Below are 13,470 nucleotides of genomic sequence, written 5' to 3' on the forward strand. Positions count from 1 at the left end.
TTTTATTTATTAGTTCAGTTTATTCTTCAGCGACAACATAAATTTCACCGTCGTAAATACCTTGGACGGTAAGCTTCTGGCTTGCCAGTGCCTGAAGGTAATCAATATGCGCTTGTTCCACTTTCTGTCCAGGAACAATAAGCGGAATACCAGGCGGATACGGCGTAATTAAACCTGCTGCAGTGCGTCCAACGCTGCTTTGCCATGGAATGGCTTCCCTAGGGCTGAAAAACGCTTTTGACGGAAGGTCGTCTAAATGAATTGGCGGAATGTCTGCCGGTAACGGACTCTTGCTCTTGCGCTTGCTTAGGTTAACGGCGCCATCATCAAGACGTTTTAACGCGTTGTATAGCCTTACAATTTTAGAGCGCATTCCACCTAGCGTAAGCAGTACTAGAATAGTGCTATGAGTGAACTTCTCTATTTCTAAACCGACTTCGTCCATTAAGAAACGATGTATTTCTTGATTAGAGTAATCTAGCGCAGATACGTCAATTAAGATTTTAAGCGGGTCGTGCCCAATGTTATCGCTTTCAAAGTGAGAAAACATATTCGCAAAGTCACTAGGCGAAAGTATTTTAAGTCGCTTGAACTTGGCCATTTGCGATTTGAGTTCGGCAACATTGCTTAGAAGCTCATTAAGGATTTTGTAGCCTTCCATTTCCAGCTGCTGACGACATACATCAAGCGAGGCAATGAGTTGATACTTGGGCGAGGTACTGGTGTGAATTGCAAACACTTCTTTAAAGAAGTCTTTATCGAAATCCGGATCGTTTACATGAATAAAGGATGCTTGCGAGAACGCCGACACCACTTTGTGCGCAGAGTGAGTAATATAGTCTGCCCCAGCGGCGATAGCAGAGTAGTCACGTAATGCAGGGTGGAACAAGGAATACGCAAACCATGCTTCGTCAATGAACACTTTAATGCCGTGCTCATGGGCTAAATTTACCACCTGCTTAAGGTCGGTCAATAACCCATCATAGGTGCAGCCCGTCAAAACGATAAGTTTAGCGTCAGTATTTTCTTCAATAAGCTGCTTAATTTGCGCCATTCTAGGCGGTGAGAAAATACCGTATTCAGGGTTAAATACACTGTCTAAATACACCGGCATGGCTCGCGCCTGAATAATGCCGTAGTGCACTGACTTGTGGCAGTTTCTGTCGGCAATAACTTTGTCGCCCTCACGCAACAGAGTCTGCAAAATAATTTTGTTTGATGTCGAAGAGCCGTTTGTGACGAAATAGGAATGACGAACTTCAAATGTATTCGCAACAGCGGCTTGCGCTTTACCAATAGCGTGAGTGCCATCTGATAGTGAGCCCAGCGAGTCTACGCTTACCGATAAGTCACTAACAAACACGTTACGGCCAAAGAAACGATAAAAATCACTGATATAGGGTGAATTTCTAAAGCTTGCGCCACCACTGTGGCCTGGCGTATGCCACGAGTCGTTAGACTCCACTACATAGTCTTTGTATTCAGTCCAAAACGGCGTTTCATTTCTGTCATCAAAGTCATTGATGATATAACCCAAAATGGACTCTGGGTCTGAAATAATGTCGTTACGATAGAAGAACGATTCAATGCCATTGGCTTGGTTTACAATATCCAACCCTTTTACTGCATCGCCTAAGACATACACGGGGAGTTCAGGGCGAATGCGTTTAATGGCGTCGATAACTCTGGCGTTATTATCAATAACAGCGTTGCGTGCAGACGACTTTTCGCCTGTGGTTTTCTCGTTCGCGCTTTGTGAACTAGCGCTTTCGGCTGCGGGGCTTGTATTTTCATTAAGTACGCCATTTAATGGCACAACGTCTGTCAGCTCTTTAACCTTCGCCACCACATCCCAGCTAAATACCACAGCCTGAATGTCACCGTCTTCACGAACAAATTGTAGTGCCTTTGCAACGGAGTTCGCTTCAAGCAGGCTTATTTCAACGTCACTTCGGTCAAAGTAAGTGATGGTGTTGCCTATACTCGAGGTGATTTGTTCCAATAAATCAACAGCATCTTCTATAACAAGAATTTTTAAATGAGGGCGCATTAACCAACCATGTAATTAATAATGAGCATTTAGCGCTAGGCTAAAACTCATAAAACTAAGAATCAATAAACTAAGAATCTATAAACAAAAACAGTAAAACTAAAAATAGTGTAACTCTGAATTTCACTGGTGTCGTGTAAACTCTTGCTATGTCGTAATAAAAGTGCGTAAACGAATTGGACGAGGGCTAAATCACGCATGCACACACCTTCCCTTCAGAACCAATTCCCACACGCTTATCTCTCAAAATCAACGGAGCACACGAAGAACCTACGAGAATTTCTACACTACGCGAAAAATGTGCTCCCTTCTATTGCATCTGCAAAGAAAAACGCCTGGCCAATACATCATGACCACTGCTTTATGCGAGTAATTTTAGACAATATTGTCGGCTGTGTGTGGTATGAGGTCATTCCCTCGCCGGCCTATAAAAACCTGACCGACGAGCAAGCCAGCGCAGCATTAAACCTGGCTAGACAGATAGCCACTGAGAGTGTCTCGCTTCACGCACTCAACCAACGCTCGAAACAATGGCGCAATAAGCAGCTAAAGTTGGAGTTTTAGTATGACGAAACGAACAACCATTAACGACGCAATTTTAATAGAGGATGGCCAAGACCTAGAGCGAATTGTGAAAGACAAACGTGCGCAACGGCGGACTAATAACGCGAAAGCGCGACGCAGGCAACGTCGATATAAAAAGAAGCTTATTGCAGAACTTCCGCGAATTATTACCGATATTCATAGCACATATCCCGAAGATGAAGCCTAAAGCACTATCATAAAAGAAATCAATTACCTACAATCACTGCTAGAAAGTTGCGCTTAACAGAGCGTAACGTAAATTAATTCCTCCCCAGAAAGTGACAGGACATACCATGGCGTTTAATTTAGCTATTAATAACGATATTGCAGTAATCACCTTTGACGACGGAAAAGTTAACGCCGTAGGCTTTGATCTTATTCAGCAGTTCAACGATGCCTTAGATGAAGCAGAGCAAAACGCAAAAGCGGTTGTATTACACGGCGGTGAAGGCAAGTTTTGCGGAGGGTTTGATTTATCAGTAATGAAAGCCGACGACAAAGCAAAACAACACGAGTTGGTATCAAAAGGCGCGGAGTTAATCGTACGTCTTTATAGCTTCCCACTACCTGTTGTCGTTGCTGCTGAAGGTCACAGCATTGCAATGGGCGCTATTATGCTTTTAGCTGCCGACTTGCGTGTTGGTAAAGACGCAGATACTAAGTATGGGCTTAATGAAACTGCCATTGGTATGGTGCTGCCGCCTTTCGGTATGGAGCTAGCAAAAGCCAGACTAGCGAATACGTCTCAAACTGAAGCATTGCTTTTTTCACGTATTTACCAAGGTAAAGAAGCAGTGAAAGCGGGCTTTATCGACGCTGCGGTGCCTCAAGAGCAGGTTTTAGCAACGGCCATGGGTTATGCAGAAAAGTTGAAGATGTTGCCTAGACAGTCTTTTGCTGAGTCTAAGCTTCAAATGCGTAAAGAGACAATAGCCAAGATGCAAGCCTAGGCCCTAGTTTGTAATAACGCGTTGAGACTTGTTACTTCAACGCGTTGTTTAGAAGTGATTACTTTACAGGGCCAGAACGGCGCTCTATCTCTTCTTTAAGTGCGCTTCTAAGGCCTAGCTCAAAACTTAATTCCGCAAGCACAAATAGTGGTCCTATCGCCAGCCCCATTATGTCGTCGACAAACGCAGGCTTTTTACCCTCATAGTGATGACCAATAAATTGAAGCACCCAACCACCAATAAAAATACCAAGTGAGATAGCAAGCCATGTTCCCACTTCATTCTGTGCGATGGGTTGAGCGAAATAGACCATAGCCCCCGTGATAAGCGTCATCACTATGCCAAGTTTTATATCTAACTTAATGTAGAACGCATTACCTATTGCCCAAACAAAGAGCGCTGGGCTTATGATCATATCTCCAAAAATTGGCGTGCTCACTAGAAACGCAGGCTTACTTAGTAGACAGAAAACCGAGAAAACAATTAGCGGAATACCGACGTAATGGGTGTATATGTTTCTTTGATCTCTGTGGTACTTAGCGTACTCACTCAAGTGCTGTTCTAAATTTTTCATACTGCGTCACCCATAAGTTATATCAAGGTGTTAGTTTACTCCCTTCTTTCGCTTACGAACTGTCGTTTTGACGACAAAGTGGAGGTATAGTGGTGCTCTTCGTGCTATTTGAGCTCAACGATTAAAGATGAACTTAGTTGGCTATCGCGAATCATAGTGAAATTGATTAAAAACAATTGGAGTTTTCATGACTTACAGGAAGTACCTTTGGGCTTTGACAGGTTCTGCGCTTCTTTCTTTAACAGCGTGCAGCTCGGTCTCCTCTCTCTATTCAAATGAAAGTGACGGTAGTGAAAAGCATACCGAAGGCAAACCACTTACGTTAGCGGACAGTCATTGGCAGGTTGAAAGTATAGACCGAGCAGGAATTATCGATTTCAGCCATGTTACGCTTAACGTAAATTCAAACGGCGACACAAGCAGAATCAGCGGTAGTACAGGTTGTAATCAGTTTACTGGAGCGCTTAATGTAGAAGAAGCCGAAACAGTATTTAGTGATGAAAATTCAACTGAACCCTTTTCCACTGATAAGCTCATTCTCACCAAGAAGGCATGTGCGCCCGCACTGATGAATCAAGAACAACGCTTTATCGATATGCTAGCCGCATCGAAAAGTTATTCGATTGTGGAAAACTCTTGGCTGGTGCTTTATGACGGTAATGGTAACGAAATCATTAGAGCGATTGTAGCGCAGTCCTCACAGTCGGCGGCCAATAGAGCAGCAAGCTCAACAAACCTTAATACTGACACGGTGTTGTCTGAACAAACTTCATTGCAAAAACAAGATGTTGTTAGCTCAAACAGCCAAGAGTCGACCAAAACGTATACATGTGAAACGCCTAATGCCAATCTCGCTACATTACGTGTAAATACGCTGGGGCCTGACACATTGGCTTTATCATTAAACAACACCCATCACATTGTGCAGTTATCACGTTCAGCATCGGGGGCAAAATACACCAACAACAAGAACGTAGTGTTTTGGAATAAAGGGGATGTTGCTACCCTATCGATCAACTCAGGTTATTACCATTGTAGTTTAAGCACCTAAAGCGAAATCGACGCTTACTTGTCTGTTTTAGGCTTAGTCTCTACCTTAATATTTACCTCACATGATGAAAGGGCCTAAGCTGCCCTTTTAACTTCTCTTTTCAACAGCATCAAATTGCGAAGAGCAATTGCTTTTAGCCCCGCATGGTTAACCCTTACCTCCAACTCAATTAGTTTCAGTTAAACATTTTCGCACCTTTAATTGGTCAATCAAAAAGGAATTAAGCATGGGGATAGCTAATTCTTTATATATTTAATGTTTACACTTTTACTATTTAAAATCATTTACTTACCAGCAAGCTTCGCAGGTCACTCCTAGCTATTTCGCTTCTGTAACAATGCTCACAAGTTGAAACAATAGTTAGAACACTATACAATTTATTTTTATTGAACAACCAATTAAAATAAAAGCATCAGTAAAAAGACGTGCGACATTACGTCCTAAAACCTTCAATAATGCGTCATTGGCGCAGTAGGTAATGATGTTTTTTACAGGGTGACTTTTACTAAGCGAAAGTGTTCTATTCGAGCAAGATAGCACTTCAATAAAGAAAATAGTTTCAACACTATTCATCATTTTGAAACTATTTCTACGTATTAGGTATTTGTAATAGAAGTTAATTCGCAGTACCCGCAAATTGGCGAAAGTTTTAGTCCTTTTAAAAGTAGGAGTTTATGCATGTCATTACCGACTTATCAGAATTTCATTCACGGCAAGCCGATGGCAAACAAAAGCAAAGAAACCTTTGCTGTAACCAACCCCGCAACCGGTGAGGTAATTTACCACGTAGAAGTGGCTGATGAGTTTATTCAACAAGAAGCAATTAAAAGCGCTAAAGAAGGTTTTTCAGTGTGGTCAGCAATGATGCCAATTGAAAGAACCCGCATTCTTAATAAAGCGGTTGCATTGCTTCGTGAGCGTAATGACGAACTCGCTAAACTTGAAGTACTCGATACCGGTAAGCCTATTCAAGAAGCCGACTGTGTTGATATTGAAACTGGCGCTGATGTCATTGAGTACTATGCCGGCCTAGCTCCTACTCAACTAGGTACCCAGCAACCTGTGGGTGGCGATTTCTTCTACACGCGCAAAGAAGCGCTAGGTATCTGTGCCGGTATTGGCGCATGGAACTACCCTATTCAAATCGCTTGCTGGAAATCAGGCCCTGCCCTTGCCGCAGGTAATGCGTTTATATTTAAGCCGTCAGAAGAAACCCCAATGGGTGCGCTTAAACTGGCTGAAATTCTCACCGAAGCTGGCGTACCTGACGGCGTATTTAATGTGGTGCAAGGCGCAGCACAAGTAGGTCAGTGGCTTACAAACAGCCCTGACATAGAGAAAGTATCGTTTACCGGTGAGGTAGGCACAGGTAAAAAAGTGATGCAAAGCGCCGCTGCGTCGAACTTAAAAGACGTGACAATGGAGCTTGGCGGGAAGTCACCGCTTGTGGTATTCGAAGATGCCGACATTAGCCAAGCTATCAGCGCCGCTATGCTTGGTAATTTCTACACCCAAGGTGAAATCTGCACTAACTGTACCCGTGTTTACGTTCAACGTTCTGTGTATCAAGCCTTTATTGATGAGCTAAAAACCCGTACCGAAAACAATATTGTTATGGGCGACCCGCTTGACCCTAACGTAAACCTGGGCGCACTTATTTCTAAAAAGCACCAAGAACTGGTACTTGGCTATATTGCCAAAGGAAAAGAAGAAGGCGCAACGCTGTTAACCGGTGGTAACGCTGCTTCTCCAGCTTCTGCACCAAATGGCTATTTTGTTGAGCCAACAATTTTCACAGACTGCACTGACGATATGACTATCGTTAAAGAAGAGATCTTCGGGCCAGTAATGAGCGTTTTGGTTTTCGATGATGAAGACGAAGTGATCGCACGGGCGAATGACACTGAGCTAGGTTTAGCCGCCGGTGTATTTAGTAAGGATATCCAGCGCGCGCACCGCGTTATCCATCAGCTTCAAGCCGGTATTTGCTGGATAAATGCATATGGTAACTCTCCGGCTGAAATGCCTGTAGGCGGCTACAAACAGTCTGGCATTGGACGTGAAAACGGCGTTGAAACGCTTAATAGCTACACACAAACCAAGTCGGTTTATGTAGGTATGAGCCAAATTGAGAGCCCGTTTTAAGCCGCGGTAGGAGTACATATGCAGACATTTGATTACATTATTGTTGGAGCAGGTTCTGCTGGCTGTGTGCTAGCGAACCGCTTATCAGAAAACCCAAAGCACAAGGTGTTGCTATTGGAAACCGGTGGCTCAGATAAAAGCATTTTCATCAAGATGCCAACGGCGCTGTCTATTCCTATGAATACCGACAAATACGCGTGGCAATTCAACACTGAAAAAGAGCCCTATTTAAACAACCGTGAAATGCACTGCCCTCGCGGTAAAGTGTTGGGCGGCTCGTCATCCATTAACGGAATGGTATACGTACGTGGCCACGCTAAAGACTTTGATGAATGGGAAGCTCACGGCGCAGAGGGCTGGAATTATCAGGCGTGCCTACCCTATTTCCAAAAAGCTGAAACCTGGTACAAAGGTAACGACGCTTACCGAGGTGGCAATGGTGAACTCGGCGTTAACAACGGTAACGAAATGAAGAACCCGCTCTATACGGCCTTCATTAAAGCCGGCGAACAGGCGGGCTACGACATCACTAGCGATTACAATGGCAAGCAGCAAGAAGGCTTCGGCCCTATGCATATGACCGTGAAAGACGGCGTACGCAGTTCGGCAAGCCGTGAATATCTTGACCCGGTAAAATCGCGTAAGAATTTAACCATAGTGACTGGCGCGCTGGTTACTAAAGTTGTGCTGGAAGATAAAACCGCAAAAGGCGTTGAATATGTAGTTAACGGCAAAACCGAAACTGCCGCCACATCTAACGAAGTGATTTTAAGTGCCGGCTCTATTGGCTCGCCACACATACTGCAACTTTCTGGAATTGGCGACAAAGAGATTCTTGAAAAAGCAGGTGTCGATGTTAAGCACCACCTGCCGGGTGTAGGTCAAAACCTGCAAGATCATTTGGAATTTTATTTCCAGTACAAGTGCAAACAGCCAATTACGTTAAATCGCAAACTGGGCTTAATTTCAAAAGGGTTGATCGGCGCTCGCTGGTTGCTAAACCGTTCTGGGTTAGGCGCTACGAATCACTTTGAATCTTGCGCGTTCATTCGCTCGAAAGCAGATGTGGAGTGGCCTGACATTCAGTACCACTTCTTGCCTGCCGCTATTCGATACGACGGAAAGTCAGCGTTTGATGGCGATGGTTTTCAAGTGCACGTAGGTCACAACAAACCTAAAAGTAGAGGTAGCGTAACCCTTCAGTCGGCTAACCCGACGGTTCCACCTAAAATTTTGTTTAACTATTTGCAGCATCCAGATGATATCGAAGGGTTTAGAGCATGCGTAAGACTTACACGAGAAATCATCGCACAGTCAGCATTCGACGACTTCAGAGACGGCGAAATTCAGCCTGGCGAGCACATTCAAACGGATGAAGAAATAGACGCTTTTGTGCGTGAAGCCGTTGAGAGCGCTTACCATCCATCATGCTCTTGCAAAATGGGGGAAGATGAGATGGCAGTGGTAGATTCTCAAACCAATGTTCATGGCATTGAAGGATTGCGAGTGGTGGATTCTTCTATCTTCCCTACAATTCCAAACGGAAACCTAAATGCGCCAACCATCATGGTGGCGGAAAAGGCGGCAGACATCATTCTGGGTAAACCCGCTTTGCCACCACAAAATGTGCCCGTGGATATTCACCCGCATTGGCAAACAGAGCAACGCTAAATTTTTAGACTATCTCGCACCAGTGTGCTTGTTGTTAAAACAAGCGCACCTTCCACAGTGCCTACATGCCGCCTTTAATATAAGGCTTTAATGTGTAGTTGGGTGGGCTGTTTAATAACGAAAAAAGGAAAAAACATGTTTCATTTTTATCAATATTGGGAGGGTGATAATGACAGTATGGCTTAGTGCAGGCATTATTTTCACTCTACTTTCTGTAGCCTATATTTTGTTTAAATGGGGCAACATGAAAGTGGTCGGCGTAACGCCAGTTAGAACCTTTACCTTTATTGCCATTCTCTTTACCTCAGGTTTGGACGTGGGCCTTATTATGTTCCCGCTCACTGAATTTGCTGGTTATGCTGACATAAGCGCAAGTCCTGAATATGCCTTCACCAATCCGCTCGCCATTGAGTTTGGGTTTTGGGGATTCTTAATTTGGGGATTCTACTTTCTTACTTGTTTTTATTTCTGCGTAATCGAACCGAAAGTAAAGTTCTTCGAGCTTCCCGTTGTTAAGTTCGTAAACAACGTTGTAATCATCGGAACCTGTGCTTTCACGGCGTTTCTATTACTGTCTAACCTTCCGTGGTATTTACCGTCGATAGGCGACGGAGAATCTGTCGTGCCTGCGTTCTACCTGATTGTGTTTGCAGCCATTGCTTTTGCCGTATATTCGAGCACTAGCATTAAATACGTGCGTATTTTAAGCTTAACAACCACATGGGTATTCATCGCCCTCATTGTTGGCATGTGGGCGGCAGCATTTGTATTTGGCGAAAGTGAGATAACGGCTTATTTTACCAACCTAGGTCTTATTGGTGGGTACTTTGCGAACATCGATAACTTCGTATTGCCCATTAATGAGTATCACGAGTTCTATCTATTCTGGTGGTTCAGCTGGAGTATCATGATTGGTCAGTTTACGTCTCGTTTCGTGGGCGGTCTTAAAACTTATCAAGTCATGTTGGCTATGATGGTCATTCCATCTATTCCCATTGCGGCTTGGTTTTCAGTACTGTACCACTATCACAGTGCAGGTATTCCTACTGAGGGGATAACCAATTTAGCCATGGTGTGTGTGGGTGTCGTCTTTGTGATCAACTCACTTGATTCACTGATTAGACTTTATACAGATAATCTAAACATGACCGTTGAACGCATCGGTAAAGGCAATTACATTGCTCTCAATATCGTGGCGCTTTCGCTACTCACGCTGCTGTTCAAACTAGACTTCTTGCAAATTCAGTGGGTGGGTGCGTTAGTTATCGCTATCTTCTTTAGCTGCTTTGCTTTCATTCTAAGTCAGAAGTTTAAATCGGTGACGGCCATCAAAACATCGCCGAAAGAAAACAAAATCGACTTTACCAAGATAGAAAATCTCAACTAATTAAATCAATCACTACTTACCTCATTAACATTGGCCCACTTTGAGCCAATGGGGGTAAGTGTTGCCCGAAACCGGCGTAAAAGCGCATTAACTAGGAAGCGGGCCAAATAAAACAACGATAAAAACAGGTGTTTAACAATGAAAAAATTGAATTCTTTTTTTACATCCACGCATATTTTCACAGTGGCTATTGTCGCAGCGTTATATTCTTCAGCTTCATTCGCTGATTGGAGCGCCAATATCTCTGCGGTTTCAGATTATACCTTCAACGGCGTTAGCCAAACGCAAAACGACCCTGCACTACAAGGCGGTGTTGATAAAGCATTTGATAACGGCACTTATGCAGGCACGTGGGCATCTAATGTAGATTTTGGTGGCGATACAAATCTTGAATGGGATTTTTACGTGGGTCGTTACCAAATGCTAACCGAAACGGTGAGTTTGGACTACGGCATCGCTTATTATTCTTATCACGGTGGCGATGATTCAAGTGATGGCAATTACCCAGAGGTGTATACCAAGTTTGGTTATGCCAGTGACTACGGTAGCTCAGAACTAAACTTCTGGTACACGTGGGATTACTTTGGAACCGGCGCAAAACACGCTATCGCAATGGTAGCTCATACCTTTGAACTCGCACCCAACCATCATTTACGTGCAAGCTTTGACGTATCTAACTCACTAGACAGTGACAAGTGGCTGTGGAATGGTGATGACACCTCTTTCTACCACTACCGTTTGGCTTACCAAACGAGTTATGAAGGGTTCGATTTCGAAATTGCTGCTGAAAACACAAATCTTGATTTTGATACCGCCGATGAGCGCATTGTGTTTGGTGTATCAAAAACCTTCAGCTTCTAAACGTTGAATTGGAAAGTGGTTCTTCAGAACAAGAACCACTTTTCTTAGCAAATGCTATGCGTGCTCGCACTATGCTGCTTCAACTGTACTCGGTCAATTTAACTTAGCGATACGACGGTTAAAAAGTCCACGCAACAAAACGACTCAATTTACTTCCCTGTCCCATATCAATCACTTTACACTGCGCAGCACCGTAATAATCAATACTGGTTTTAATTGGTTTCAAATGGGCACTCTTCGACACCAAGCAGGTGAACCATTCTACATTGTCTTTTACAGAGACACTCTCTTTAACCATGCGCTGAATAAAGGCAAGTTCACCGCCTTCGCACCACAGTTCATTCGCTTGGCCCGCAAAATTTAAGTTTGCGTCCTTACCTTGGTAAGAAGCATTTTGACCTTTTAGCTTAGATGTACGACGCCCAAAACCTTGATCCCGATTATCAGTGAACTTTGCACCACTTCGTTTCTTTTTGTTACGGGTTAAATTAGATGTCTTCCTTTGCGTGCCAGACAGTGCATCTTGCGCAGACTTATGAAACGGAGGATTGCACATAGTAAACGTAAATCGTTCATTTGCTTCAATCACGCCGTTGAAAATACTTGCTCTATTCAATTGTTCACGCACTTGGAACTTATGGGCTAACACACTATTTTTACTAGCAATAGCTTTAGCACTTTTTACTGCGACGTCGTCAACATCACTCCCTACGAACGACCAGTCATAGGATGTAACGCCGATAATAGGATAGATAGCATTTGCGCCCACGCCTATATCAAGCCCACGAACGTTTTGATCTTTCCCCTGTTGACTCTGCTCACCATGCGCACTGCTGCTCGTTGATTTTAATAAATCAGCAATACCGTGGATATAATCTGCTCTCCCAGGTACAGGGGGGCATAAGTAGCCATCAGGAATATCCCAATATTCAAGGCGGTAGTAGTGATGAAGTAAGGCCGCATTAAGCACCTTCACCGCTTTTGGGCTGGTGAAATCTATACTGGTATTGCCGCTTTTAGCACGAACGAGAAAAGACTTGAGCGCTGGGTATGTCTGGCACAGCGTATCCATAGGATAGCCGTTCTTGTGAAGATTTTTTGGGTGCATGAAGCGCTACTTTTTGTGTGAAACTAAGAACTGGGATTGCACGTTTTCATCGAGCAACTGGGCACCGCTACCTTGGGCTGCCACTTTATCGTCGGTATTGTAAAGCCTACAGCGGTCTAATGACAAACACCCACAGCCAATACAGCCTTCTAACGACGTCTTCAAACTGGTCAGCGCCGCAATTTTTGCTTCGATATGCTGATTAAACACCGTGCTTAATTTTGCCCAATCAGCTTGTGTTGGCGTTCTGTTGTCTGGAAGTGTAGACAACAGACTCTTTATCTCAGCAAGGGAATACCCCATATTTTGCGCAATCAAAATAAAGGAAACTCTGCGAATGACTGAGCGAGGAAATGCTCTATTTCCGCCATTTGTGCGCACAGAAGGAATTAGTCCTTCGTTGGCATAATAGCGAATTAATGAAACAGCATTGCCAGTACGTTTAGCAATAAAGCCAATGCTTACCATAGGTTCTGGTGCCATAACGCCCCTTTTCCAATTTCGAAATAACGGTAAAAAACGCTTGATCTAAAGTTAGCTTTAGATATTAAGCTGTTTTTCGTTGATTATCTACACAAGGAAAAACACATGACAACTGCATACTTAGAGCACGCGAATATCACCGTTGAAAACCCAGATGAGCTAGCCAGCTTACTTTGTACGCTATTTGGTTGGAAAGTACGGTGGAGCGGCGGCGCCAAAAATGACGGCTACACGGTGCACGTAGGAAACGATAAAGACTACCTAGCCCTTTACAGACCTAAAATTATCAATGATATAGAAAGCGATTATAAAACCCTCGCCAATATCAACCACATCGGTATTGTTGTGCCTAATTTAGACGAAACAGAGCAGCGGGTTCTGGCACTAAATTTCAATACTTTTAGCCATGGCGATTATGAACCAGGTAGACGCTTTTATTTCATGGCTCAGCAAAACATAGAGATTGAAGTCGTTTCATATAACTAGGGCTATCAAATGATACGCCTAGCTGAACTTTCAAATTTAGTGTTAGATTAACGTTACCCCACTCGTGCGCGTTTTACTTTGTATTGTTGTTTGCTAAGTTTGTTTACTAAAAATGAACG

At 43.6% G+C, this 13,470-nt stretch carries 13 protein-coding genes; 9 read left to right on the forward strand and 4 right to left on the reverse strand.

Annotated elements, in window-relative coordinates:
* Window positions 1-19: 19 nt before the first annotated feature.
* Window positions 20-2,050, reverse strand: a complete 2,031-nt coding sequence (locus KUL49_RS06700) for an aminotransferase class I/II-fold pyridoxal phosphate-dependent enzyme (RefSeq protein WP_131136788.1) — start codon at window positions 2,048-2,050, stop codon at window positions 20-22.
* A gap of 363 nt (window positions 2,051-2,413) precedes the next feature.
* Here KUL49_RS06700 and KUL49_RS21100 point away from each other — a divergent pair, with 363 nt between their 5' ends.
* From KUL49_RS21100 to KUL49_RS06715, 3 genes are all read left to right on the forward strand, one after another.
* Entirely contained in the window at window positions 2,414-2,614 is a 201-nt protein-coding gene (locus KUL49_RS21100) for a hypothetical protein (protein WP_242633747.1), read from the forward strand.
* A gap of 1 nt (window position 2,615) precedes the next feature.
* Entirely contained in the window at window positions 2,616-2,822 is a 207-nt protein-coding gene (locus KUL49_RS06710) for a hypothetical protein (RefSeq protein ID WP_131136790.1), read from the forward strand.
* Between the two features lie 106 nt (window positions 2,823-2,928).
* Window positions 2,929-3,585: a crotonase/enoyl-CoA hydratase family protein gene (locus KUL49_RS06715; RefSeq protein ID WP_131136791.1), complete on the forward strand. Its 657-nt coding sequence runs from the start codon at window positions 2,929-2,931 to the stop codon at window positions 3,583-3,585.
* Between the two features lie 58 nt (window positions 3,586-3,643).
* Here KUL49_RS06715 and KUL49_RS06720 read toward each other — a convergent pair whose 3' ends face one another.
* Window positions 3,644-4,159, reverse strand: a complete 516-nt coding sequence (locus KUL49_RS06720) for a DUF962 domain-containing protein (RefSeq protein ID WP_131136792.1) — start codon at window positions 4,157-4,159, stop codon at window positions 3,644-3,646.
* 187 nt (window positions 4,160-4,346) lie between these two features.
* On the opposite strand from KUL49_RS06720, the gene KUL49_RS06725 reads away from it, so the two are divergent.
* From KUL49_RS06725 to KUL49_RS06745, 5 genes are all read left to right on the forward strand, one after another.
* The gene (locus KUL49_RS06725; protein WP_131136793.1) at window positions 4,347-5,210 is read left to right on the forward strand and encodes an META domain-containing protein; all 864 of its coding nucleotides are present in this window, start codon (window positions 4,347-4,349) and stop codon (window positions 5,208-5,210) included.
* A 678-nt stretch (window positions 5,211-5,888) separates the two neighbouring features.
* Complete coding sequence (gene betB, locus KUL49_RS06730; RefSeq protein ID WP_131136794.1) at window positions 5,889-7,355, forward strand: betaine-aldehyde dehydrogenase; 1,467 nt, start codon at window positions 5,889-5,891, stop codon at window positions 7,353-7,355.
* An 18-nt stretch (window positions 7,356-7,373) separates the two neighbouring features.
* Entirely contained in the window at window positions 7,374-9,026 is a 1,653-nt protein-coding gene (gene betA, locus KUL49_RS06735; protein ID WP_131136795.1) for a choline dehydrogenase, read from the forward strand.
* Window positions 9,027-9,195: 169 nt separating this feature from the next.
* Window positions 9,196-10,413 (forward strand): choline transporter, encoded by a 1,218-nt coding sequence (locus KUL49_RS06740; RefSeq protein WP_014950283.1) that lies wholly within the window; start codon window positions 9,196-9,198, stop codon window positions 10,411-10,413.
* A 138-nt stretch (window positions 10,414-10,551) separates the two neighbouring features.
* A complete protein-coding gene (locus KUL49_RS06745) occupies window positions 10,552-11,274 on the forward strand; it encodes a TorF family putative porin (RefSeq protein ID WP_014979915.1) in 723 nt (240 codons plus the stop codon).
* Between the two features lie 118 nt (window positions 11,275-11,392).
* Here the strand turns inward: KUL49_RS06745 and rlmF are convergent, their stop codons facing one another.
* Both rlmF and soxR read right to left on the reverse strand, forming a co-directional pair.
* Window positions 11,393-12,382 (reverse strand): 23S rRNA (adenine(1618)-N(6))-methyltransferase RlmF, encoded by a 990-nt coding sequence (gene rlmF / locus KUL49_RS06750; RefSeq protein ID WP_131136796.1) that lies wholly within the window; start codon window positions 12,380-12,382, stop codon window positions 11,393-11,395.
* Between the two features lie 6 nt (window positions 12,383-12,388).
* Window positions 12,389-12,865 (reverse strand): redox-sensitive transcriptional activator SoxR, encoded by a 477-nt coding sequence (gene soxR / locus KUL49_RS06755; RefSeq protein WP_014977126.1) that lies wholly within the window; start codon window positions 12,863-12,865, stop codon window positions 12,389-12,391.
* 105 nt (window positions 12,866-12,970) lie between these two features.
* Here soxR and KUL49_RS06760 point away from each other — a divergent pair, with 105 nt between their 5' ends.
* Window positions 12,971-13,351, forward strand: coding sequence for a VOC family protein (locus KUL49_RS06760; protein WP_131136797.1), 381 nt, complete (start codon window positions 12,971-12,973; stop codon window positions 13,349-13,351).
* Window positions 13,352-13,470 lie beyond the last annotated feature (119 nt).

Source organism: Alteromonas sp. KUL17, from assembly GCF_006538305.1.
GTDB classification, from domain to species: domain Bacteria; phylum Pseudomonadota; class Gammaproteobacteria; order Enterobacterales; family Alteromonadaceae; genus Alteromonas; species Alteromonas macleodii.

Coding starts and splice junctions, on each gene's coding strand:
- KUL49_RS06700 (WP_131136788.1), bottom strand. CDS start 2,050: ATGCGCCCTCATTTAAAAATTCTTGTTATAGAAGATGCTGTTGATTTA.
- KUL49_RS21100 (WP_242633747.1), top strand. CDS start 2,414: ATGCGAGTAATTTTAGACAATATTGTCGGCTGTGTGTGGTATGAGGTC.
- KUL49_RS06710 (WP_131136790.1), top strand. CDS start 2,616: ATGACGAAACGAACAACCATTAACGACGCAATTTTAATAGAGGATGGC.
- KUL49_RS06715 (WP_131136791.1), top strand. CDS start 2,929: ATGGCGTTTAATTTAGCTATTAATAACGATATTGCAGTAATCACCTTT.
- KUL49_RS06720 (WP_131136792.1), bottom strand. CDS start 4,159: ATGAAAAATTTAGAACAGCACTTGAGTGAGTACGCTAAGTACCACAGA.
- KUL49_RS06725 (WP_131136793.1), top strand. CDS start 4,347: ATGACTTACAGGAAGTACCTTTGGGCTTTGACAGGTTCTGCGCTTCTT.
- betB (WP_131136794.1), top strand. CDS start 5,889: ATGTCATTACCGACTTATCAGAATTTCATTCACGGCAAGCCGATGGCA.
- betA (WP_131136795.1), top strand. CDS start 7,374: ATGCAGACATTTGATTACATTATTGTTGGAGCAGGTTCTGCTGGCTGT.
- KUL49_RS06740 (WP_014950283.1), top strand. CDS start 9,196: ATGACAGTATGGCTTAGTGCAGGCATTATTTTCACTCTACTTTCTGTA.
- KUL49_RS06745 (WP_014979915.1), top strand. CDS start 10,552: ATGAAAAAATTGAATTCTTTTTTTACATCCACGCATATTTTCACAGTG.
- rlmF (WP_131136796.1), bottom strand. CDS start 12,382: ATGCACCCAAAAAATCTTCACAAGAACGGCTATCCTATGGATACGCTG.
- soxR (WP_014977126.1), bottom strand. CDS start 12,865: ATGGCACCAGAACCTATGGTAAGCATTGGCTTTATTGCTAAACGTACT.
- KUL49_RS06760 (WP_131136797.1), top strand. CDS start 12,971: ATGACAACTGCATACTTAGAGCACGCGAATATCACCGTTGAAAACCCA.